Source organism: Zhongshania aliphaticivorans (genome assembly GCF_902705855.1).
In the GTDB taxonomy this organism is placed as follows: domain Bacteria; phylum Pseudomonadota; class Gammaproteobacteria; order Pseudomonadales; family Spongiibacteraceae; genus Spongiibacter; species Spongiibacter aliphaticivorans_B.
This window is the reverse complement of record NZ_CACSIJ010000015.1, coordinates 285849-308024: the sequence shown is the minus strand read 5'-3', so window position 1 is coordinate 308024 and position 22176 is coordinate 285849. Positions and strand designations below refer to the sequence as shown.

The 22176-nt window shown below is 50.3% G+C and carries 21 protein-coding genes; 14 read left to right on the top strand and 7 right to left on the bottom strand.

Translation table 11 applies throughout. The annotated features are described in order from the left end of the window. Positions 1–9: 9 nt before the first annotated feature. Positions 10–2868, bottom strand: a complete 2859-nt coding sequence (gene uvrA, locus GVJ32_RS15500) for an excinuclease ABC subunit UvrA (protein ID WP_159240985.1) — start codon at positions 2866–2868, stop codon at positions 10–12. A 147-nt stretch (positions 2869–3015) separates the two neighbouring features. On the opposite strand from uvrA, the gene GVJ32_RS15495 reads away from it, so the two are divergent. From GVJ32_RS15495 to GVJ32_RS15475, 5 genes are all read left to right on the top strand, one after another. Beyond that, positions 3016–4380 carry an MFS transporter gene (locus GVJ32_RS15495; RefSeq protein WP_235035171.1) on the top strand — a complete coding sequence of 455 codons (1365 nt, stop codon included), beginning with the start codon at positions 3016–3018 and terminating at the stop codon, positions 4378–4380. Between the two features lie 75 nt (positions 4381–4455). Next, positions 4456–4974 (top strand): single-stranded DNA-binding protein, encoded by a 519-nt coding sequence (gene ssb / locus GVJ32_RS15490; RefSeq protein WP_159240984.1) that lies wholly within the window; start codon positions 4456–4458, stop codon positions 4972–4974. A gap of 210 nt (positions 4975–5184) precedes the next feature. Next, a complete protein-coding gene (locus GVJ32_RS15485; protein ID WP_159240983.1) occupies positions 5185–6042 on the top strand; it encodes a sugar nucleotide-binding protein in 858 nt (285 codons plus the stop codon). Then, the gene (gene moaB / locus GVJ32_RS15480; protein WP_159240982.1) at positions 6039–6566 is read left to right on the top strand and encodes a molybdenum cofactor biosynthesis protein B; all 528 of its coding nucleotides are present in this window, start codon (positions 6039–6041) and stop codon (positions 6564–6566) included. The genes GVJ32_RS15485 and moaB overlap by 4 nt, the downstream gene beginning before the upstream one ends. A 2-nt stretch (positions 6567–6568) precedes the next feature. After that, positions 6569–7768 (top strand): molybdopterin molybdotransferase MoeA, encoded by a 1200-nt coding sequence (locus GVJ32_RS15475; protein ID WP_159240981.1) that lies wholly within the window; start codon positions 6569–6571, stop codon positions 7766–7768. 50 nt (positions 7769–7818) lie between these two features. Here GVJ32_RS15475 and fabB read toward each other — a convergent pair whose 3' ends face one another. After that, the gene (gene fabB, locus GVJ32_RS15470; protein ID WP_159240980.1) at positions 7819–9042 is read right to left on the bottom strand and encodes a beta-ketoacyl-ACP synthase I; all 1224 of its coding nucleotides are present in this window, start codon (positions 9040–9042) and stop codon (positions 7819–7821) included. 56 nt (positions 9043–9098) lie between these two features. Beyond that, a complete protein-coding gene (gene fabA, locus GVJ32_RS15465) occupies positions 9099–9623 on the bottom strand; it encodes a 3-hydroxyacyl-[acyl-carrier-protein] dehydratase FabA (protein WP_200841444.1) in 525 nt (174 codons plus the stop codon). Between the two features lie 230 nt (positions 9624–9853). On the opposite strand from fabA, the gene galU reads away from it, so the two are divergent. Both galU and GVJ32_RS15455 read left to right on the top strand, forming a co-directional pair. After that, positions 9854–10690, top strand: a complete 837-nt coding sequence (gene galU, locus GVJ32_RS15460) for a UTP--glucose-1-phosphate uridylyltransferase GalU (RefSeq protein WP_159240979.1) — start codon at positions 9854–9856, stop codon at positions 10688–10690. Further along, positions 10687–12036: a phosphomannomutase gene (locus tag GVJ32_RS15455; RefSeq protein WP_159240978.1), complete on the top strand. Its 1350-nt coding sequence runs from the start codon at positions 10687–10689 to the stop codon at positions 12034–12036. The genes galU and GVJ32_RS15455 overlap by 4 nt, the downstream gene beginning before the upstream one ends. A 60-nt stretch (positions 12037–12096) precedes the next feature. Here the strand turns inward: GVJ32_RS15455 and pgi are convergent, their stop codons facing one another. Further along, positions 12097–13746, bottom strand: a complete 1650-nt coding sequence (pgi, locus tag GVJ32_RS15450; protein ID WP_159240977.1) for a glucose-6-phosphate isomerase — start codon at positions 13744–13746, stop codon at positions 12097–12099. Positions 13747–13853: 107 nt separating this feature from the next. After that, positions 13854–14813 (bottom strand): polyprenyl synthetase family protein, encoded by a 960-nt coding sequence (locus GVJ32_RS15445; protein WP_159240976.1) that lies wholly within the window; start codon positions 14811–14813, stop codon positions 13854–13856. Positions 14814–15079: 266 nt separating this feature from the next. On the opposite strand from GVJ32_RS15445, the gene rplU reads away from it, so the two are divergent. The 4 genes from rplU (at position 15080) to proB (ending at position 18109) form a co-directional block, all read left to right on the top strand. Beyond that, positions 15080–15391: a 50S ribosomal protein L21 gene (gene rplU, locus GVJ32_RS15440; RefSeq protein ID WP_103684221.1), complete on the top strand. Its 312-nt coding sequence runs from the start codon at positions 15080–15082 to the stop codon at positions 15389–15391. A gap of 17 nt (positions 15392–15408) precedes the next feature. After that, on the top strand, positions 15409–15666 hold the full coding sequence (rpmA, locus tag GVJ32_RS15435; RefSeq protein WP_159240975.1) for a 50S ribosomal protein L27: 258 nt from the start codon (positions 15409–15411) through the stop codon (positions 15664–15666). 97 nt (positions 15667–15763) lie between these two features. Further along, a complete protein-coding gene (gene cgtA / locus GVJ32_RS15430) occupies positions 15764–16966 on the top strand; it encodes an Obg family GTPase CgtA (protein WP_159240974.1) in 1203 nt (400 codons plus the stop codon). Positions 16967–16978: 12 nt separating this feature from the next. Then, positions 16979–18109: a glutamate 5-kinase gene (proB, locus tag GVJ32_RS15425; protein WP_159240973.1), complete on the top strand. Its 1131-nt coding sequence runs from the start codon at positions 16979–16981 to the stop codon at positions 18107–18109. Positions 18110–18191: 82 nt separating this feature from the next. Here the strand turns inward: proB and rpsT are convergent, their stop codons facing one another. After that, positions 18192–18464, bottom strand: coding sequence for a 30S ribosomal protein S20 (gene rpsT, locus GVJ32_RS15420; RefSeq protein ID WP_159240972.1), 273 nt, complete (start codon positions 18462–18464; stop codon positions 18192–18194). A gap of 117 nt (positions 18465–18581) precedes the next feature. Beyond that, positions 18582–18956: a diacylglycerol kinase gene (locus GVJ32_RS15415; protein WP_235035169.1), complete on the bottom strand. Its 375-nt coding sequence runs from the start codon at positions 18954–18956 to the stop codon at positions 18582–18584. A gap of 184 nt (positions 18957–19140) precedes the next feature. On the opposite strand from GVJ32_RS15415, the gene lpxL reads away from it, so the two are divergent. Genes lpxL through GVJ32_RS15400 form a run of 3 tightly spaced genes read left to right on the top strand, consistent with a single transcriptional unit; the run spans position 19141 to position 22110 of the window. Further along, positions 19141–20037 carry an LpxL/LpxP family Kdo(2)-lipid IV(A) lauroyl/palmitoleoyl acyltransferase gene (gene lpxL / locus GVJ32_RS15410; RefSeq protein ID WP_159240971.1) on the top strand — a complete coding sequence of 299 codons (897 nt, stop codon included), beginning with the start codon at positions 19141–19143 and terminating at the stop codon, positions 20035–20037. Further along, positions 20037–20951, top strand: coding sequence for a mitochondrial fission ELM1 family protein (locus tag GVJ32_RS15405; protein ID WP_159240970.1), 915 nt, complete (start codon positions 20037–20039; stop codon positions 20949–20951). Before lpxL ends, GVJ32_RS15405 begins: the two co-directional genes overlap by 1 nt. 19 nt (positions 20952–20970) lie before the next feature. Then, positions 20971–22110: a glycosyltransferase family 4 protein gene (locus GVJ32_RS15400; RefSeq protein ID WP_159240969.1), complete on the top strand. Its 1140-nt coding sequence runs from the start codon at positions 20971–20973 to the stop codon at positions 22108–22110. The last annotated feature ends 66 nt before the right edge of the window (positions 22111–22176 follow it).

The window sequence follows — 22176 nt, the reverse complement described above, 5'->3', positions numbered from 1 at the left end:
GGGGAGGACTTAACCTCCCATTGCTGATTTTCTTGCAGTATCGAGTTTTAATACGTCTGCAAGAAAATGACCAGTGTGAGATTGCGGCATTGTTGCAACGTCTTCTGGTGTTCCTTCAGCAATAATCAGTCCGCCGCCGCTACCGCCTTCCGGGCCTAGATCTACTATCCAGTCTGCGGTTTTTATAACGTCTAGATTGTGCTCGATAACCACCACGGTATTGCCGTGATCTCTGAGTCTATGCAGTACCGTTAGAAGAAGCTGAATGTCTTCAAAATGAAGGCCTGTAGTAGGTTCGTCAAGAATATAAAGTGTTTTTCCGGTGTCGCGTTTGGATAGTTCTCGAGCGAGTTTTACTCGCTGCGCTTCGCCGCCAGATAGGGTTGTGGCGGCTTGTCCTAAGCGTATATAGCTCAAACCCACATCCATTAATGTTTGTAGCTTTTTACTGATACTTGGTACGTTTTCAAAAAAGCCGTTGGCATCTTCAATGGTCATTTCTAAAACTTCGTGAATATTTTTGCCTTTGTAGGTGATTTCTAGTGTTTCGCGATTGTAGCGTTGGCTTTTACATACTTCACAGGCGACATAAATATCGGGCAAGAAGTGCATTTCTACCTTTGTGACGCCGTCGCCTTGGCATGCTTCGCAGCGGCCGCCTTTGACGTTAAAGCTGAATCGGCCAACCTTATATCCGCGTGAGCGTGCTTCTTGAGTGCCGGCGAATAATTCTCTGATGGGGGTGAATATTCCAGTATACGTAGCGGGATTGGAGCGAGGTGTTCTACCAATTGGGCTTTGGTCAATGTCGATACACTTGTCGACGTGGTTTAGTCCGCTTATAGACTCATGCTTGGCCGCTGTTAATGTGGTCGCGCCATTAAGCTCGGTGGCGGCTAAAGGGTATAATGTGTGGTTTATGAGGGTTGATTTGCCAGAGCCTGATACCCCGGTTACGCAGGTCATTAAGCCAAGAGGGATACTGAGGTCGACATTCTGTAAGTTGTTTCCGTTTGCAGCCTTAATTTTTAATAATTTTTTAGGGTCGACTGGATGCCGTTTTTCAGGAATGGCAATGGACTTTTTACCCGAGAGATATTGGCCGGTCAGTGATTCTTCGCTATTTAATATATCTTCAATTTTACCTTGAGCTATTATTCGACCGCCGTGAACACCTGCGCCGGGGCCGATATCGATAATATGATCTGCGGTTCGTATCGCGTCCTCATCATGTTCAACAACTATGACCGTATTGCCGATGTCGCGAAGATGTCTAAGTGTTTTTAGCAGACGCTCGTTATCTCGCTGATGGAGTCCTATAGATGGTTCATCAAGAATATACATTACGCCGACGAGTCCTGCGCCGATTTGGCTGGCAAGTCTAATTCTCTGTGCTTCACCGCCAGATAATGTGTCTGCGCTGCGATCTAAGGTTAGATAATTCAGGCCCACATCTACTAAGAAGCGTAGTCGATCGTTAATTTCTTTAAGTATTTTTTCGGCGATTTGGGCCTGTCGCCCTTCTAGCTTTAATGTGGTGAAATATTCCCTTGCGGCACCCACTGGCATTGCGGAAATTTGTGGGAGTGTGCTATCTAAAATAAAGACATTGCGGGCTTCTTTTCTCAAACGCGTACCGCGGCAGTCGGGGCAGGGTTGAGAATTTAAAAATTTACTTAATTCATCGCGAACGGTTTGTGATTCGGTATCTTTGTATCTCCGATCCATATTTGGAATAACGCCCTCAAAGGGGTGTTTGCGTTGGAAGTTGTCTCCGCGGTCGTTGATGTACGTAAAGCTAACTTCTTCGCCGTCGCTACCAAATAAAATTTTGTTGCGGTGTTCTTCTGTTAGCGACTCAAATGGTGCGTCTACATCGAAGCCATAGTGCTCGGCTAGCGACGTTAGCATATGGAAATAGTAAACGCTGCGACGATCCCAGCCGCGAATAGCACCTGTGGACAGGCTTGCCTCTGGATGTTGGATGATTCGACTGGCGTCGAAAAATTGCTTTACACCTAGGCCGTCGCAGCTACCACAGGCACCAAGGGGGCTATTGAAGGAAAATAGGCGAGGCTCAAGTTCGGCAAGACTGTAACCGCAGTGGGGGCAGGCAAATTTAGAGGAGAACACGAGCTCTGCGACGCTGCTGTCATCCATGTCGGCAACCCGCGCGACGCCGTCAGTTAATTCTAGTGCCGTTTCGAAAGATTCAGCTAGGCGTTGCCCGATATCTTCGCGAACCTTAAAGCGATCTACAACGACCTCTATCGAATGCTTTTTATTTTTGTCTAAACTAGGTAGGTCGTCGAGGTCAGTAACGATGCCGTTGATACGCGCTCGTACAAATCCTTGGCTGCGCAATTTTTCAAAAGTATGTAAATGCTCGCCTTTGCGGTTTTGGATGACTGGCGCCAACAACATCATTTTGCTGCCTTCGGGCAATCCGAGGACGGTGTCTACCATTTGGCTAACGGTTTGTGCCGACAGCGCGGTGTTGTGATCTGGGCAGCGGGGCTCACCCGCACGCGCAAATAGTAGGCGCAGGTAATCGTATATTTCAGTGATAGTGCCGACAGTGGAGCGCGGGTTGTGGGAGGTCGACTTTTGTTCAATTGAAATAGCGGGGGACAGGCCCTCTATGTGATCGACGTCGGGTTTTTCCATCATGGATAAAAATTGCCGCGCGTAGGTGGAGAGCGATTCTACATAGCGGCGTTGGCCTTCGGCATAAAGTGTGTCGAAAGCGAGAGAGGATTTCCCTGAGCCAGACAAGCCAGTGATGACAACCAGTTTGTCGCGGGGGATGTCGAGATCAATGTTTTTTAAATTGTGGGTGCGGGCACCGCGAACGATAATCCGATCCATAGTATTCCCCAGCGTGGTAAACCAGGCATTATACGGTGGCGGTGGAGGGCGGCGCAAAATAAGCTTGCGAAATCGCCTAGCGGTTTTTCATGTGCGGTTTAGCTGTTAGAATCAAGCACTATATCTTCTTGTTTTAGGTACCCATCTTTGAATCATCACACGATGAGCGCAGCCGAGCGTCGATCCGTCGCTTCACTCGCGACATTGTACGCGTTTCGTATGCTTGGCTTATTTATGTTGCTGCCGGTATTAAGCTTGTACGCGGGTGAATATAACCACAGTACGCCAATGCTGGTAGGTCTTGCCTTGGGTATTTACGGTTTGGGGCAGGCTGCGTTGCAGGTTCCGCTGGGGATGTTGTCGGACCGGATTGGCCGGAAGCCAGTCATTATTTCAGGCTTATTATTATTCGCGGCAGGCGGGCTTGTTGCGGCGAGTGCCGACAATATAATTGCGGTTATCGTTGGCCGCTTGCTACAGGGTACGGGGGCTATCGCGAGCACCCTGACCGCATTGTTAGCAGATTTAACGCGGGAGCAGCATCGGACTAAGGCGATGGCCGCGATTGGTATGAGTATCGGCGTGTCGTTTGCGGTAGCGATGGTGCTAGGGCCTTTGGTGGCGGCCGCTGTCGGAGTGTCGGGGCTTTTTTTACTGACGTCACTGCTGGCGGTGATTGGTGTATTTATTACTTTGTGGTTGGTGCCAACACCTGACATTGGTGGTGTGGACGCAAATAGTCAGTCGCTACAGGGTTTGCTGGGGCGCTGCTTGCGAGACAGTAATTTAATGCGCTTGAATCTTGGTATTTTTTCCTTGCATGCAATGCTGATGGCAATATTTGTTGCAGTGCCGAGCTTGCTAGAGGATCAGGGCCTCCTGCGTACTGATCACTGGAAAATGTATCTACCGGTAATGGTCATTGCGTTTATAGGCATGGTGCCACTAATTATTTATGCTGAAAAATATAACGGCATGAAGCGGGTATTTTTATCAGCGATCAGCGCAATAATAATTGTGTTGTTCGTGGCTACTTGGTTAGCCCAAGATTATTGGTATTTGATTTTAATGATCACGGTGTTTTTTGTGGCCTTTAATTTACTGGAGGCGTCTCTGCCATCGCTGGTAAGTAAGATGGTTTATCCGGGTGGTAAGGGTACGGCAATGGGCGTTTATTCTACCTTCCAATTTTTTGGCGCATTTTGTGGTGGTGCTCTTGGCGGAGGCTTGTTCGGCCGCTGGGGTGTGTCGGCACTATTTGTTGGTGCGGCGGTTCTTGCTGGGATTTGGCTGTTGGTAGCTTGGGGAATGACCGTACCTGAAAAAACTGAAAATTTAGTTTTGAATTGGCAGTTTGGTGTGTGGGATGCGACGAGCTTGCGTCGTGAAGTGCTGGGTTTGCCGGGGACTTTTGATATAACAGTATTAGAAAGTGAGCAATTGGCCTACTTGCGAGTGAGTCCGAACTTCGATCCTGCTTCCTTGCCAGATGGCATACGGCTAGGCAGCTAATAGCGTCGGAATCCGGTATAGTTAATCCTTTGCGACGTATCCGTTCGCGGTGATAGAAATAATAGGAGGTGGCGCATGGCGCGTGGAGTGAATAAAGTAATTCTGGTTGGGAATTTAGGCCAGGATCCTGAAACCCGTTATATGCCATCGGGCGGGGCGGTGACGAATGTTACTATTGCGACCAGTGAAACGTGGAAAGACAAGCAGAGCGGGCAGCCACAAGAGCGCACTGAGTGGCACCGCGTTGTGTTTTTTAATCGTCTTGCAGAAATCGCCGGTGAGTATTTAAAGAAAGGTTCTAAGGTTTACGTTGAAGGTTCTTTGCGTACTCGTAAGTGGCAGAACAAAGATGGCGTTGACCAATATACTACCGAAATCGTTGCAGCAGAGATGCAAATGCTAGACGGTCGCGGTGGTGCAGGTGGCGATAACAATTATGAAAGTGGCGGATACTCGGCGCCAGCTCAGGCGCAAGCACCGCGTCGTGCGCCATCGCCACAACCGCAATCTCAGCCACGGCAGAATCAAGCACCTCAGCAGAGCGCACCGCCAGCGGGTGGCTTTGATGATTTTGATGATGATATTCCGTTCTGAATGAATGCCAAGTACTAGTGTATAAATGCGAAGCGCCCTATTAATAGTAGGGCGTTTTTTATTGGCTTTGCGTAATGCCGTCCGAATGCCTTGCGGATGCTGTGGGCTTTGAGTAATGTTGATGGCCTTCAGTCTGCTTCATTTTACCTAGGCGCGTGTAGCAGTTAATGCTTTCGCTACAAGCCTTCTTTATAAAGTGTGAATGTTTCTGTGAATGTAGTTTTAATTTCTCGCTCCAGCGCCCTGAGTGACTCAATCCGCAATCAATTACATTTGCGGGAGCGGCCCTTGGTTATTTTGTCAAACGAAGATTTGCCAAGCTTTGATACAACGCTGCTGCGTAATGCGATTGTGGTTGATGGCGACGCGCTAGTTTGTTTTCAATCTTGCGACGGTGTTGAGCCGGAGTTGCATGAGCAGTTGCTAGGCGAGCGCAGGCGTTTGTTGCAGGCCTGTCGTGAAATGGATACGCCGTATATATTCTTAAGCGATGGTCGTGTATTTGACGCAAATACGGAGCAACTTCATGACTGCAGCGAAGATGAAGACACTGCTGCTTTTAGTTTGGCGGGGAAGCAGTTGGCGGAGTTTGAGCGCCTAGTTATTGGTGTTGCGGGGCAGGGTTTGGTGTTGCGTACCGGTCCTTTAATTGCTGCTCAAGAGGGTAATTTTTTAGGTGATTGCCTCGTGACCATGCGGGACGGTAATGTGCTGACCCTGAATGACGCGTTGATGGGGTGCCCCACGCCTGTTTCAGATCTCGCTAGAGTGGTGTCGGGCATGTTAGATCAACTAAGTTGCGGAGCGCCATGTCGCGGGATTTATCATTACAATAGTAGTGGTGCCGCAAGCGCCTATGAATTTGCTGAGGTGGTTTGTGCGTTTGCATCGCAATTTGTCGCTCCGGTTGCAGATATTGCCGCGGCAGACGCCGGTATTACTTGGATACCTAAGGTTCCGGTACTGTCTTGCGATCAACTTTTGCAGGACTTCGGTATTAAACAATTACCGTGGCGAGCGTACTTGCCGCGGATGGTGCGGGCGATATGCGAGGGTGTGAGTAAATGAGTAGTGAGAGCGTTTTCGTTCCGCTGGGTGTTGCGGTACTAACGGTATCTGACACACGGGATGAGAGTAGTGATACCTCGGGCCATTATTTGGTCGATGCGCTTAAGGCTTCCGGTCATAAGCTTGTCGATAAGCAGATAGTGAAAGATGATATTTACCAAATCCGTGCGGTGATGTCTGAGTGGATTTATCGTGAAAGCATTCAGGCCATAGTGGTGACCGGGGGTACGGGGTTTTCGGGGCGGGATTCTACCCCTGAGGCGGTGTCGGTGTTATTCGATAAGCAAATTGATGGCTTTGGCGAAGTGTTCCGGTCTGTGTCTTTGCAGGAGATAGGCTCATCTACTATCCAGTCCAGAGCATTGGCAGGCTTGGCAAATAATACGGTGATTTTTTGCGTGCCGGGGTCCACGGGGGCCTGCAAGACTGCTTGGAATGGCATCATTTGTGAGCAGCTTGATAGCCGGCATCGGCCCTGTAATTTTGTTGGCGTGTTAAAGACTCGTCAGAGTACGGGGTTTTAGAGGTGGCTTTGCGTTCGGTTGATGATGTTCTGCACTATCTGTTGGCGGATGCGCCAAAATGGGGCCATGAATTTCGGGATTTGGTGCACTCGTTGGGCGCGGTATTGGCCGAGGATGTCATCGCTGCTAGTAATGTGCCGCCAGCCGATAACAGTGCGATGGATGGCTATGCTTTTCGTTATTGCGATCTGCAGATGGGTCGGCCAATACCGATAAGTCAGCGTATTCCAGCCGGTGTGATTGGCGAAGCCTTGCAGCCGAGGACCGCAGCGCGAATTTTTACGGGGGCATTTATTCCTCAGGACGCTGACACTGTTGTCGCGCAGGAAGACTGCGAAACCAGTGGTGGTGCGGTAACCGTAAATGCGGCTGTGAATAAAGGTCAGCACATTCGTCCCTGTGGGCAAGATATCTCGTTTGGGCAGCGTTTGTTGGCGGCAGGGCATAGGTTGCAAGCCGCCGATTTGGGCTTGTTGGCATCTCTGGGTGTTTCGCAGATTGCGGTTTCTAAAGTCATCAAAGTGGCGTTAATGTCTACGGGTGATGAATTGCGAGAGCCTGGCGAGGAGCTTGGCGAAGGACAAATTTACAACTCTAATCGTCCTATGTTGGCGGCGATGATCCGTGCATTGGGTTGCGAGGTCGTTGATTTAGGGATTGTGGCCGATTCCCCTGCGGCGACTAAGGCAGCATTGTTACTCGCGCGTGATAGCGCCGATGTGGTGATAAGTAGTGGTGGTGTGTCGGTTGGTGAAGAAGATCACGTTAAGGCGCAGGTTGAGGCGCTGGGTGAATTGCAGTTCTGGAAGTTGGCGATAAAGCCTGGCAAGCCCCTCGCCTACGGTAAGCTGAGTAAGGTGCCATTTTTTGGTTTGCCAGGGAATCCGGTGTCGAGTTTTGTGACTTTCGGTCTATTGGTTCGGCCGTATTTACTGGCCATGCAGGGGGTAGCTGAACCTCTAGTGCCGCAGTGGCCTGCAGTTGCTAATTTTGAGTGGCCTAAAGCGGGTAGCCGGCAGGAGTATTTGCGGGCGCGAGTGATGCCGAGTGCAACTGGTTTGCAGGTCGATATTCATCCGCAGCAGAGCTCTGGTGCCTTGACGTCGGTGTCATGGTGTAACGCTTTGGCGGTTATACCGATTGGCGTGACTTTGCAGCGTGGCGATGGCGTCGAAATAATATTTTTGCGGGATTTGAGCTAGGAGTTGATTGCGCTTGCGGTGACATCAGCCACCGCAAGCGCATAGCGTATTTAAGCCGTATAGCGCTTAAATACTAGGCTGGCATTAGTGCCGCCAAAGCCGAAACTATTAGACATAACCGTATTCAGTGTGACGTTTTCTTGCTTGGTCGTCACAATGGGTACGCCTGCTGCTTCATCATCTAGCGTGCTAATGTTGGCTGATGCGGCAATAAAGTTGTGCTTCATCATCAATAGCGAAAAGATCGCTTCTTGAACACCAGTTGCGCCAAGCGAGTGACCAGCTAGAGATTTAGTCGAACCAATCGCTGGGATCTTTTTGCCTTCGTAGGCTTGCTTGACTGCCTTGAGTTCCTGCATATCACCTGCGGGGGTAGAGGTGCCGTGAGAGTTGATGTAATCAACGTCGCTGTCTACGCCAGCTAATGCTTGAAGCATGCAGCGTGCTGCGCCTTCGCCGCTTGGCGCTACCATGTCATAGCCGTCAGAGGTGGCGCCGTAGCCAACTAACTCACCGTATATTTTTGCGCCACGTGCTTTAGCATGTTCTAGCTCTTCAAGCACGATCATGCCTGCGCCGCCAGCAATAACAAAGCCGTCTCGGTTGGCGTCGTAGGGGCGTGATGCGCTTTCTGGGGTGTCGTTATACTTGGTAGACAGTGCTCCCATAGCGTCAAACAGACAGCTCAAAGACCAATGCTCTTCTTCGCCACCACCGGCAAAGACTACGTCTTGCTTGCCGAGCTGAATTAGCTCCATGGCATTGCCAATACAATGCGCGCTAGTAGCACAGGCAGACGAGATTGAGTAGTTCACGCCCTTGATTTTGAATGGCGTGGCAAGGCATGCGGATACTGTGCTGCCCATGGTTTGGGTGACGCGATAGGGCCCGATGCGCTTGACGCCGCGCTCACGCAAGGTGTCTGCGGAGTCGATCAAGTTAGCCGACGATGCGCCGCCAGAGCCGGCGATAATACCGGTGCGTACATTGCTTACTTGATCATCTTCTAAGCCTGAATCAGCAATTGCCTCTTGCATAGACAAGAAGGCGTAGGCTGCTGCATCGCCCATGAAGCGAAATTGTTTCCGGTCAATAAGTTCTTTTAGATCAAGGTTTTTAATCGAGCCAGAAACATGGCTACGAAAGCCCATTTCTTTGTAGGTTTCGTTAAACGCAATACCGGATTTACCTTCCTGTAGCGAACTTAATACCTCGGTCAGATTATTGCCGATGCTGGAAACAATCCCCATGCCGGTTACGACAACACGTTTCATCGAATACCTCGTCTTATGTCTTGTGATGAATTTATTAAATGGAATAGTGGGAAATATTACTCGAAGCTAGCGTCGTCTTTAAACAAGCCAACACGCAGGTCTTTTGCGGTGTAGATCACTTTACCGTCTACAGCAACTTCGCCGTCGGCAATGCCGAGTACCAATTTGCGTTCAATGAGGCGTTTGTAATTGAGGGTGTAGGTGACGAGCTTGGCGTCGGGTAAAACTTGGCCGGTGAACTTTACTTCCCCAGAACCTAGTGCGCGACCTTTGCCGCTATTGCCACGCCAGCCTAAATAGAAACCGACGAGTTGCCACATGGCATCAAGGCCTAGGCAACCTGGCATAACGGGGTCGCCAATAAAGTGACAGTCAAAAAACCAAAGCTCAGGATTAATGTCTAATTCAGCAACTAGCACGCCCTTATTGTAAGTGCCCCCTTCGGTGCTGATATGAGTAATGCGGTCTACCATCAGCATCTTGTCAACAGGGAGTTTAGGATTGCCGGGGCCGAAGAGCTTACCGTTCCCGCAATCGATGAGTTCTTGTTTGGTGAAGCTATTTTGATGAATTAAAGACATGAGACAGAATTATCAGTTTGAAAATGTTGCGGCCATCTTAGCACGAAGGATTTAGATGGCACATAAAAATGTCAACATTGGCGTGAACATTGCTGTCATGTTCTTGTAATGAATACACAGTCAAAGGAGCTCTTCTTGCTAAGTAGGCACGCTATAGGGAGAATGATGTCACTTTGCCTTATTTGCTGGGCGAGGCTAGGCCTTTGTCTGGATTAGTAAAAGGAAACCTCATGATTAGAAAATGTTTGTTCCCTGTTGCCGGTTATGGCACGCGCTTTTTGCCCGCTACAAAATCTATGCCCAAAGAAATGTTACCTATCGTGAACAAACCATTGGTGCAGTACGGTGTGGAAGAGGCGATAAATGCTGGGTTAAAAGAGATTGCATTGGTAACGGGGCGCGGTAAGCGTGCTATAGCTGATCATTTTGATATCAGCTATGAGTTGGAGAGTCAGATTGCAGGTACTGGCAAAGAGCGTTACTTAGACGGTATCCGCAATGTGCTTGATAAGGGCACGTTCATGATGACCCGTCAGCGTCAAATGAAGGGTTTGGGGCATGCGATTCTAACTGGTGAGTGCCTGATTGGTGATGAGGCTTTTGGGGTTATCTTGTCTGACGATTTGTGTCTCAATCATGATGACGAAGGCGTCATGGCGCAGATGGTGAAGTTATATAACCAGTTCCGCTGCAGCATTGTTGCCATCCAAGAAGTACCGATGGAAGACATTGAAAAATATGGTGTCATTGCCGGTGAAGAGATGGGTGACGGCCTCTATCGTGTAAGCTCAATGGTAGAAAAGCCGAAGCCGGAAGAGGCGCCTACTAATATGGCTGTTATCGGCCGCTATATTTTGACTCCCGATATTTTCGATATTTTGCGTGATACTCCGCCCGGTAAGAACGGTGAAGTGCAGTTGACTGATGCCTTGATGACTCAGGCCCAAAATGGCTGTGTATTGGCGTATAAATTCCGTGGCAAGCGTTTTGACTGCGGTAGTGTGCCGGGCTTTATCGAGGCAACTAATTACGTCTACGAAAATATTTATTCCGAGGGTTCAGCGTGAGCGTAACTGAGTTAACGTGCTTTAAAGCTTACGATGTTCGAGGCCGTATTCCCGATCAGTTAAATGAAGATATTGCCTACCGTATTGGGCGAGCGTTTGCTGAAGTTATTCAGCCCAAAAAGGTTGTCGTTGGTCATGATATTCGCTTGAGCAGTGAGGCCATAAAAGCGGCACTGACCAATGGTTTGCGTGACTCCGGTGTGGATGTGTATGACATCGGCTTGTGCGGCACCGAAGAGATTTATTTTGCCACCGCTCATGCTGGCATGGATGGTGGGATTGCTGTAACGGCGAGCCACAACCCCAAAGACTACAACGGCATGAAATTTGTGCGCGAAGAGTCTAAGCCAATCAGTGGTGATACCGGTCTTTTCGATATTAAAAAATTGGCTGAGCAAAATAATTTCGCCGCGCCTAGTGAGCGTGGCAGTTTACAATCTTTAGACACCTCTGCAGCCTATGTTGAACATTTGCTGGGTTATGTGGATGTTGCTGCACTTAAGCCACTCAAAATTGTGGTGAATGCAGGCAACGGTGGCGCGGGTCGCGTGGTAGATTTATTGGAGCAGTATCTGCCCTTTGAATTTATTAGAGTGCATCACGAGGCCGATGGTAATTTTCCTAACGGTGTGCCTAATCCGCTATTGGTGGAAAATCGTCAGCCAAGTATCGATGCGATTAAAGCACATGGCGCAGATTTGGGCGTGGCTTGGGATGGCGACTTTGATCGCTGTTTCTTCTTTGATGAAACCGGCGACTTTATTGAGGGCTATTACGTTGTTGGTTTATTGGCAGAAGCGTTTTTGCTGAAAAACCCGGGTGCGAATATTGTTCATGACCCGCGCTTAACCTGGAATACCATTGCTATCGTTGAAGAGGCGGGTGGTAAGGCGGTGCAGTGCAAAACCGGTCATGCGTTTATCAAAGAGCGTATGCGTATTGAAAATGCGGTATACGGCGGCGAGATGAGTGCCCACCACTATTTCCGTGATTTTGCCTATTGCGATAGCGGTATGATTCCGTGGTTATTAGTGACCCAGTTAATGTCGGTTAAATCGGCGAGTTTGTCGTCGCTGGTTGAAGAGCGTGTTGCGCTATTCCCTTGCAGTGGTGAAATTAACCGCGAAGTTGACGATGCTAAAGTGGTGATCGCTAAGATCGAAGCCAAGTATAAGCCGCAGGCTGCAGCCGTAGATTTTACCGACGGTTTAAGCATGAGTTTTGAAGGTTGGCGTTTTAACGTTCGGATGTCGAATACTGAGCCGGTAGTGCGTTTGAATGTTGAAAGCGACGGTGATTTTGCTTTGATGGAGGCAAAAACGGCTGAGCTATTAGCGATGCTATAAGGCTTGGTTTTCTTAGATAAAGCGCCTGCGGGCGCTTTTTTTTCGGGTGTGCTTTGGTGATTACGCCTGTTGTGCCTGTTTATAGCGTGCAATCAATTGTGCGGTTGAGCTATCTAGCTCAGGGGCTTCGTTGCCAGATAGTGCGCCCATAAGAGTTTGGCTGATTTGCTTGCCGAGTTCCACGCCCCATTGATCGAAGGGGTTTATTCCCCAGACAAAGCTCGCCGCAAATAAGCGGTATTCATAGAGAGCGATTAACGCGCCAAGGGCTTTTGGGGTAAGTTGATCCATCAGGATAGTGGTGCTGGGCCTGTTGCCGAGTATCGCTTTATGCTGCGCTAATCGCTTTGCGTCGGCAGTAGCCATTCCATTGCTGATTAAGGCTCTTTCAATTTCAGGGGCGCTTTGGCCTTGCATTAACACTAGGCTTTGGCTGAAGCAGTTGGCGATTAGATTTTGGTGTTGTTCGCCAATGGGGTTGTAGGTGTGCAGGCAGGCAATAAAGTCGCAGGGAATGGTATCACTGCCTTGATGCAAAAGTTGGTGAAAGGAGTGTTGGCCGTTGGTGCCCTCGGTTCCCCAAATAACACCGCCGGTGCCGTGCTGTAATATTTCACCGGTGCTACTTACTGATTTACCGGCACTTTCCATGAATAATTGCTGCAGGTAAATTGGCAGTAATTTAAGGCGATGTTCGTAAGGCAATACCGCTTGTGAACTAATACCCCAGGCATTGCGATACCAAACGTCGAGTAGGCCTAAAATAATGGGGGCATTAGATTCAAGAGGGCTGTGCTCGACGTATTGGTCGACTTCGTAACCGCCGTGTAAAAAAGCACGGAAATTTTCCATTCCAGCAGACAGCGCGACGGCTAATCCAAAGCCGGACCACACCGAGAATCGTCCGCCAACCCACTCCGGGACGCTAATAATTAAATCTTCTCTGATGCCGAAGGTTTTTGCTGATTCTGGTTTTGAGGTGACGGCAACAAAATGTTGGTCGACGTCATCGCATTTGAGTTCGCTACATAACCATCTGCGGGCGGTGGTGGCATTGCTGCGGGTTTCTTGGGTGCCAAACGACTTTGAGGCGACAATAAATAGCGTGGTTTCCGCTGGTACAGTGGCGAGAATTTCGCTAATGACGCTAGGGTCGATATTGGCGGCGAAGTGAGTTTTTAGCAGTGGTTCGCCCTGATTAGAGAGTGCGTCACAGATCAGGCGCGGGCCGAAATCCGAGCCGCCGATGCCAATGTTGACTAGGTCGGTGAATACCTTGTCGGTTTGTCCGCGCAATTTACCGTCGTGGATATCATTGACCAGTGCGGCCATATTCGAATACATCGAGTCAATCGTGCTATCGCCACTTTGTTGCTTGCTGGCCCAGAGGCGAAGGCTGGGGTAATTGGTTGCGCGGTTTTCGGTATTGTTGAGGTGCGCACCGGCCCTTAATGCGGCGAGTTGGGGGGCGACTCCGCGATTTCGCGCAAGTGTGCAGAGTGTGTCGAGTATATTGCTGTCGATGTGGTGTTTAGAGTAGTCAACGAATAGTGGGCCGATATCTGCGCTGTAGCGCTCGGCGCGCGTTGGGTCATCTTGAAAGCGTTGGCTTAGTGGTGTGGAAACGCTGCGCTGCGCAAGGGTCAAGAGGGTTGATCTTGTATTAATGCCGTAAGGAGAGGTTGTTCCGCAGTCTGATGTACTACTCACAGCATGTCCTTTTGAATATCTGTTTAGCGCAGCGGGTGTGTTCCGTCCCGGCGAGAATAGCTTAAATTGTAGCGGCTTCGGGAGGGGATTGTAATCCGCTACGTAATTTAGCTGCGGCGAGAGAGTGCAATAGTGGTGAGTCGCTCTAGGGCTGAGTGGTAAGGAGAGTCATTAAGGGGTGTAAGTGCATTTAGTGCGGCCTGCGTGTAGTGTTCCGCCGATTGTCGACAGTATGCCAGTGCACCGCTAGTGGTAACGGCGTTTACGATGGCGTCGAGCTGCTCTGCGGTTTTATTGCTGATGGCGTGGCGCACTAATTCTTGTTGCTGTGCGCTGCCGTTTTGTAAAACGTAAATGAGTGGCAGGGTGGGTTTGCCCTCGGCAAGGTCGTCGCCGATGTTTTTGCCTGTTTCCTCAGGGTCGCCTTCGTAGTCGAGAATGTCGTCTATCAGTTGGAATGCGATGCCTAGGTTTAGGCCGTAGTCGTATAGCGACTTTTGGTGTTGTTTGGCGTCGCTGATAATTGCCGCGCCTTCGCAGGCAGCGCCAAAAAGCACGGCGGTTTTGCTGCGAATAACGTCGAAATAGGTGGCTTCATCGGTGTCGGCATTGCCGGCTCGGCTCAGTTGTAACACCTCTCCTTCAGCAACCGTATTGGTGGTGCCAGATAAAAGCCCCATCAGTGGCAGGCTGCCAATCTCAACCAGAATTTGAAATGCGCGGGAGTACAAAAAATCGCCGACCAGAACGCTGGGTGCGTTCCCCCAGTTGGCATTGGCCGTGGGGCGGCCGCGGCGCAGTGCTGAAATGTCGACCACGTCGTCATGCAGCAAGGTGGCGGTGTGAATAAACTCGATGACAGCGGCCAGCTGGATGTGTTGCCGTTCAGCTTTGCCGATAGCGCCAGCGCATAAAAGCGTCAGCAGTGGGCGCAGGCGCTTGCCTCCCGCATCGACAATATAGTGGCCGATATTTTCTACGAGGGGCACTTTGGAGTGCAGTTGTTCTATGATGAAGTCGTTGACTGCAGCAAATTCGCTGCCAACGATCTGGCGGATCTGTTGCATGGTTACGCTAATACGTCTGGCGGAGTCGGTTGGCATCGTATGAGCGAAGCTGCGAGCTGTCAAGGTTTCTGCAGTAGTAGGTTTTTCGGGTGTTGTTTATTTTTGGGAAACTGCGTACAATTCGCGCCCCTGAAAGCAAAACCGTGCGGCCCCTTAATGGTTAAGTGGTGGTGACGGTGCCTGGACTTGTCCCGGTGTGGAGTGCGGTAGCACAACACGCTCGGCCGAAACAAATTATTGCAAGCAGGCTCTTGGAGATTATGCCCATGTACGCAGTTATTGAAAGTGGTGGTAAGCAGCACCGTGTGGTTGAGGGTGAAACCCTCAAGCTAGAAAAAATTGAAGTTGCCACTGGCGAAAGCGTAACCTTTGACAAAGTGTTGATGGTTAAGGCCGGTGAAGAACTAAAGATTGGCGCACCTTATGTTGAAGGTGGCAAAGTGACTGCGGAAGTTATTTCGCAAGGTCGTCACGCCAAGGTGAAGATTGTTAAGTTTCGCCGTCGGAAGCACAGCATGAAGCAAGCTGGTCACCGTCAGTGGTTCACCGAAGTGAAAATCACTGGTATCAGTGCTTAAGGAATTAGGAGAGACTCATGGCTCACAAGAAAGCTGGTGGTAGTACTCGTAACGGACGCGACTCGCAGAGTAAGCGTCTTGGTGTAAAACGTTTTGGTGGTCAATTGGTTAGCGCGGGCAGCATTATTGTTCGTCAGCGCGGCACACGCTTTCACGCTGGTGAAAACGTAGGTTGTGGCACCGACCATACTTTGTTTGCCAAGGCAGACGGTGTGGTTAAGTTTGAAGTTAAAGGTCCAAAGAGTCGCAAATACATTAGTATTGTTGCGGCCTAAGCCCTCTTCGTGACGTTTAAAGCCTCGTCTGTTGACGGGGCTTTTTTGTTTCTGTAGATAGGTTTTAAGCATATTCCTTTTTTAGGTTGGCATAGTCATGAAGTTTGTTGATGAGGCGGTTATCAGGGTTGAGGCGGGGCGAGGTGGCAATGGCTGCATGAGTTTTCGTCGCGAAAAATTTATACCCTGGGGTGGGCCAGATGGTGGTGATGGCGGGGATGGCGGCAGTGTCATTCTGCGGGCTGAGGCGTCGATGAATACCTTGGTTGATTTCCGTTTTGTGAAGGCGTACAACGCACGCGTTGGCGAGCCGGGGCGGGGCGCTAATTGCCGTGGCAGAAGTGCTGAGGATTTAATCCTGAATGTGCCGGTAGGTACCACGGTCGTCGATGAAGATACCTTGGAAGTGCTGGGGGATTTGGTCGCCGCTGATGACACGCTTAAGGTGGTTCAGGGTGGTTTCCATGGGCTGGGTAATACCCGCTTTAAATCCAGCACTAATCGCTCTCCTAGACAGTTTACTCGCGGTAGTGATGGCGAAGTTCGAAATCTGCGTCTAGAGCTGAAGGTGTTGGCAGATGTGGGTTTGCTGGGTATGCCTAATGCCGGTAAATCTACCTTTATTCGCGCGGTGTCTGCGGCCAAGCCCAAGGTGGCGGATTATCCGTTTACCACCTTGGTGCCTAATTTAGGTGTGGTGCGCGTAGAGCAGTATCGCAGCTTTGTATTGGCGGATATTCCCGGTTTGGTCGAGGGTGCTTCTGATGGCGCTGGTTTGGGGATTCGCTTCCTCAAGCATTTAACGCGCACGCGCTTGCTCCTGCACTTGGTCGATATGGCGCCGTATGATGGTGTTACGCCGCAGGAGTCGGTTGCGATTATCTCCAAAGAGTTGTCGCGTTTTAGTCCAACCTTGGCTGGGCGCGAGCGCTGGTTAGTACTGAATAAGTTGGACATGCTTCCTCATGACGAGCGCGAGGCGCGCTGCCAAGCTGTGGTGGATGCGCTGGGCTGGACGGGGCCGGTATATCGGGTGTCGGCTTTAACGGGTGAGAATACTAAGGCGCTGTGCCGGGATATATTGCAGTTTGTCGAGGCGCAGGCAGAGTTGTTGGCTACCGATAGCGAGGCGGCGGATCGCGAGCGTGATATTCAGGATGCAATGCAGGCTGAGGCTCGTGAGCGTATTCAGGCCTTGGCCGATCAGCGTCGCTCAGAGCGTCGTGCGGCGGGTGATACCGATGATTATGACGATGATGAAGATGATGAGCATGATGTTGAAGTGGTCTATCGGCCTTGAGGTGAAGTGATCTTGTCTGAGAATAGGCGGGGGCTAAAAGCCTGTAAGCGTGTTGTAGTAAAGATTGGTTCGGCCTTGTTAACAAACGACGGCCGAGGTCTTTACGCCGAAGGCTTGGATGCCTGGGTTGCGCAGCTTGCTGCGCTGCGGGCGTCGGGTCGCGAGGTTGTGTTGGTGTCATCTGGTGCGGTTGCTGAGGGTATGACGCGCTTAGGTTGGCGCGAGCGCCCTGATAATTTGCATAAATTGCAGGCGGCAGCGGCGGTGGGGCAAATGGGCCTGGTTCATGCCTATGAGACGCGCTTTAGTACCCATGGATTAAAAACGGCGCAAATCTTGTTGGGTCACGATGATATTTCGGCGCGGGATCGCTATTTAAACGCGCGCGGTACGCTGCTGACCTTGCTTGAGTTGGGTGTGGTGCCTGTCGTTAATGAAAACGACACGGTGGTCACCGATGAAATTCGCTTTGGCGATAACGATACCTTGGCGGCGTTAGTTGCCAATTTGATTGATGCTGACACCTTGGTTATTTTGACCGATCAGCGTGGCTTGTTTGAAGAAGACCCCCGTTCAAATCCCAATGCTAAATTAATTTCTGAGGCGTCTGTCGAAGATCGCGCGCTCGATGTGATGGTGGGCGGCGCAGCCGGTTCACTGGGTCGGGGTGGTATGTTGACTAAGTTGCGTGCTGCGCGCTTGGCGTCGCGCTCGGGTGCGAATACCGTGATTGTTGGTGGTCGTGAGGAGCGGGTTTTGGATCGGATTTTCGATGCCGAAGATTTGGGTACCTTGCTGCTCTCGAAGGAGCCGCCAATCACGGCGCGGAAAAAGTGGCTGGCTGGGCAGTTGCAATTGCGCGGCACCGTGCAGGTTGATGATGGCGCGGCGCGCGTGTTGCGTCAGCAGGGCCGTAGCTTGTTACCCGTGGGGGTAGTGGCAGTTGTTGGGCAGTTTTCCCGTGGTGACCTTGTTAAGTGTGTTGATGGGCAGGGTAATGAGGTTGCGCGAGGCTTGGTTAATTACTGCGCTGATGACGCTAGGCGATTACTGGGTCAGTCCAGTAGTAAGATTGTCGAGATATTGGGCTTTGTTGGCGAGCCGGAGTTGATTCATCGCGATAATTTGGTGGTGAGCGGCTGAGTTATTATTTATAAAGTAATCGCGCAACAAAAAAAACCCGCTATGAGCGGGTTTTTTTATGCGGCAAAACTAAAGCAGTAAATTAAGCGGCTGCGCTCATTGCTTTGATCTTGCTGTTTAGGCGGCTCTTATGACGAGCTGCTTTGTTCTTGTGAAGAATGCCTTTGTCGGCCATGCGGTCGATAACAGAAACTGCAGATACATACGCAGTTTTAGCCGCTTCTTGATCGCCAGAAGCAATTGCAGCCAATACTTTCTTTAGGTACGTACGTACCATTGAGCGCAGGCTGGCGTTATGCGTACGACTTTTTTCCGCCTGACGTGCGCGTTTTTTAGCTTGTGGAGAATTCGCCACCCTTATAACTCCTTGAAACCTAGTGCTGAAAATTTAGGCCGGGAATTATTCACGTTTGACGAACTATTGTCAAGCCCGTAGCCAGCCTATCGTGCTAATTATTCGCTAATCGCCATTTTATAAAAATCGTTCCGCGGCAATCATTCCCCAGCAGCTGATGCAAAGCAGCAGGCTGAGCATAACGGCGGCAGAGCCAATATCTTTCGCCTGACCAGATAGGGGGTGATGGTCGGTGCTTATGCGGTCAACTACCGCCTCAATGGCGGAGTTGACGAGCTCGACAATAACGACCAAAACCACGGTGGCGATTAAAATAGAGCGTTGGCTAGCGTTGGTGCCTAACCACAATGCGCCCGGCACCATGATAAGCGCGAGCATACTTTCTTGCCGAAATGCTTCTTCGTGTCGCCACGCGGCGCGCAAACCCTTGAGAGAATATTTTGATGCGTCCAAAATGCGGGCTGGCCCGGTACGGCCTGGTTTATTCATCATGATGGATTTTTGAATCTCCGCGTGGACAAAGAAAAAACTAAAGTTCTTGAAACGGACAGTGAGGGCTGTAGATCGAGTTACTCGGCTAACCGTCTGTGGCAAACAGTGTACAATGCGGGCCTTTGCTGTGTAACTTTAAGCGCAGCGCCAGCATAGAAATGTAGCAATAGTGTAATGCAATCAGATGACAATTGAGAGACAACTACTTTACCCAAACCACTGGCCTGCTTGGATTGGTTTGGGCTTGCTTTGGCTGCTTGCGCATTTACCGCGCAGCTTAAGTTATGCCTTTGGCGCCGGAATAGGTAACGTGTTTTATTATTTTGCGAAGGCGCGGCGCCATATTTGCGAAGTAAATTTGAAGCTATGTTTTCCTGAGTTGAGCGAGGCTGAGCATTCACTCTTAGTAAAAAAGACTATGCGCAATCAGGGTGTGGGCTTAATGGAAACCCTGAGAGTGTGGTTTATTGCCCCTGAAAAGTTAGGTGTTGAGTTTGAGTTGCTAGGTAAGGAGCATCTTGAAGTGGCAGAGGGGGAGTCTGGTATTATCGTCATTGGCACCCATTTCACCACCTTAGACGTGTGTGGCACGCTGGTTGGCTTTCAATATCCATCAGATTCTTTTTATCGTAAACATAAAAACCCAGTATTTGAGTATATTCTTAGCCGTTCGCGGGGGCGTTATGGCGAGCCAATTCATCGGCGTGACATTAAGCGCGCCTTGAGGCGGCTTCGAGACGGGCGGCGTCTATATTATTTGCCAGATCAGGATTACGGGCGTAAATCGACTGAGTTCGTTCCTTTTTTTGGTGTCTCTGCATCAACAACCATCGCCACGAGCACCTTGGCGAAGGGCGGCCGAGCGAGGGTTGTATACGCTAAGCAGCAGCGGCTTGATAGTGGGCGCCGGTATCGAGTAGAAATGATACCGATGGACAATTTCCCGAGCGGCGATCCAATCGCAGATGCTCGTGCGATTAATGTTCTTCTTGAGGAGAATATTCGTTTGGTCCCCGAGCAATATATGTGGGTTCATCGTCGCTTTAAGACTCGGCCAGAAGGCGAGGCTGGATTTTACTAGTGGGCGTTCTGCGCGTTTGGGTAATTACGGATGGCCGCTTGGGGCATTTGAACCAGCTGCGCGGTTTAATCGAGCGTTTACAGGCAAAAGCTGAGCTTGAGCTGCATTGGTTAGATATTTCCCGGCAGCCGTTTCGTTTTTCTCGCAGCGAAAGTTTGCTGAGGCAGTTTCAATCTCAGAGTAAACCTGATTGGGTGCTTTCTGCGGGTAGCAAAACGCATTTACCGTTGTTGTGGTGTAAGTGGGTGCTGGGTGCGAAGGCATTTTTATTAATGCGACCATCCCTGCCATTATGTTTTTTTGACGCGGTATGTATGCCGCTCCACGATTCTCCGCCGGAGCGTGATTCGGTGCTCGCTACCTTTGGGGTGATTAACCATATCGTTCCAAACTACGACGGACGGAACGAGGGGCGGGGACTCATCTTATTGGGTGGTATAAATACTCATTTTCGCTGGGATAATGCCGCTATTATTGAGCAGGTAAAATGTATTGCTGCTGCAAGTCCTGAGTGTGAGTGGTTGGTGTCCGACTCTCCGCGTACACCTGCGGACTTGCTAGCTGAATTGGCCGATTTGGATTTGGCAAATATTGAAACCTTGTCATACAAAAATACGGGGTCGGGATGGTTGCCGCATACCTTGGCAGCGGTAGGGCAGGTTTGGGTGAGCTGCGATAGTGTGTCGATGGTTTACGAAAGTGTAAGCTCTGGCGCGCCGACAGGATTGTTAAGCTTGAAGCCATTGCGTGAGTCCCGCGTTACCAAGAGTATGGCGCAACTAGCAGGTAGTGGTTTTGCAACGGCGTTTGAAAATGCCGCGCTAGCAACGGCGCTACCACCTGCCGCTCATCCTTTGTGGGAGGCAGACCGCGTTGCAGATTGGTGGCTTGGGCTGGTAAGCAGCCCCTTATAAATTTACTTCTGGACAATGTATGCCTGAGGCAGAGAAGCTAAGTAGTAACACCGCAAGACCACTAAAAATAGTGCAGGTTTTGCCTGCATTGAATTCTGGTGGTGTTGAGCGTGGCACCGTTGAATTGGCGCGTGAATTAGTGCGGGGTGGGCATACTTCGGTCGTTATTTCCTCTGGCGGCCGTATGGTCGATAGCCTTGTCGCTGAAGGCAGTGAGCATATTGGCTTTCCTGTTCACCGAAAATCTCTTTGGTCATTGCTGCAAGTTCGCCCCATGCGGCGACTGTTAGAATCCTTGGCGGCAGACGTAGTTCACGTGCGTTCCCGAGCGCCGGCATGGATTGTGTGGTTGGCGTGGCGACGGATGAACCCCGTCACGCGGCCACGCTTAGTCAGTACGTTTCATGGTATGTATTCGGTAAATTTTTACAGTGCGGTTATGGCGAAAGCAGAGCATCTTATTGCCATATCTGACTGCGTTAAAAAATATATCACTACGAATTACTATGCAGATGAACGCCGTATTACTTTAATCCCACGCGGCTTAGATCCTGCTGCGTTTAATCCCGATGCGTGCACACCGACATGGAAAGCTGAGCTATTTCAGCAATATCCGCAATTACAAAATAAGCACATTATTTTAATGCCGGGTCGATTAACGCGCTGGAAGGGACAGGAAGCTTTTTTAGATATGATGTCTCGCCTAATTCGGCTTCGTCAGGATTGTCATGGCGTTGTTGTTGGCGACGCCGAGCCAGGCAAACAACATTATTTTGAGGAGTTGCTCGTGATGCGCTCAAGTCTCGGTCTTGATGAGGCGGTAACATTTGTGGGGCACCGCAGTGATATCGCGCAGTTTTATGGCTTGGCGTCGGTGACCTGCCATATGTCAAACAAAGAAGAGCCCTTTGGGCGCACCGTGCCAGAATCTTTGGCAAGTGGCACGCCGGTAGTGGCCTATGATCGAGGTGGTGCTAGTGAGTCGCTTAATGCGGGTTTTCCTCTGGGCTTAGTGGTGCCCGATGATATTGTGGGGTTTGCGGCGAGGGTGGCAGATGTGATCGATGCTGACGCGGTGCTAACACTGCCGGAAAGTTATTATTTAAGTAGTCAGCTGGCGAGCACCTTGGCAGTTTATCGTCGTCTATTGGCTGAATAGGAGCGGCGGCTCTTGATGTTTGTTGCTAGCTTAGCTCAAGTGTAAGATTGAGTGCTTCGGCTTGCT

Excerpts from the sequence above, each read along its gene's own strand:
- uvrA (WP_159240985.1), bottom strand. The coding sequence starts at position 2,868 with ATGGATCGGATTATCGTTCGCGGTGCCCGCACCCACAATTTAAAAAAC.
- ssb (WP_159240984.1), top strand. The coding sequence starts at position 4,456 with ATGGCGCGTGGAGTGAATAAAGTAATTCTGGTTGGGAATTTAGGCCAG.
- moaB (WP_159240982.1), top strand. The coding sequence starts at position 6,039 with ATGAGTAGTGAGAGCGTTTTCGTTCCGCTGGGTGTTGCGGTACTAACG.
- fabB (WP_159240980.1), bottom strand. The coding sequence starts at position 9,042 with ATGAAACGTGTTGTCGTAACCGGCATGGGGATTGTTTCCAGCATCGGC.
- fabA (WP_200841444.1), bottom strand. The coding sequence starts at position 9,623 with ATGTCTTTAATTCATCAAAATAGCTTCACCAAACAAGAACTCATCGAT.
- galU (WP_159240979.1), top strand. The coding sequence starts at position 9,854 with ATGATTAGAAAATGTTTGTTCCCTGTTGCCGGTTATGGCACGCGCTTT.
- GVJ32_RS15445 (WP_159240976.1), bottom strand. The coding sequence starts at position 14,813 with ATGCAACAGATCCGCCAGATCGTTGGCAGCGAATTTGCTGCAGTCAAC.
- rplU (WP_103684221.1), top strand. The coding sequence starts at position 15,080 with ATGTACGCAGTTATTGAAAGTGGTGGTAAGCAGCACCGTGTGGTTGAG.
- rpmA (WP_159240975.1), top strand. The coding sequence starts at position 15,409 with ATGGCTCACAAGAAAGCTGGTGGTAGTACTCGTAACGGACGCGACTCG.
- cgtA (WP_159240974.1), top strand. The coding sequence starts at position 15,764 with ATGAAGTTTGTTGATGAGGCGGTTATCAGGGTTGAGGCGGGGCGAGGT.
- GVJ32_RS15415 (WP_235035169.1), bottom strand. The coding sequence starts at position 18,956 with ATGATGAATAAACCAGGCCGTACCGGGCCAGCCCGCATTTTGGACGCA.
- lpxL (WP_159240971.1), top strand. The coding sequence starts at position 19,141 with ATGACAATTGAGAGACAACTACTTTACCCAAACCACTGGCCTGCTTGG.
- GVJ32_RS15400 (WP_159240969.1), top strand. The coding sequence starts at position 20,971 with ATGCCTGAGGCAGAGAAGCTAAGTAGTAACACCGCAAGACCACTAAAA.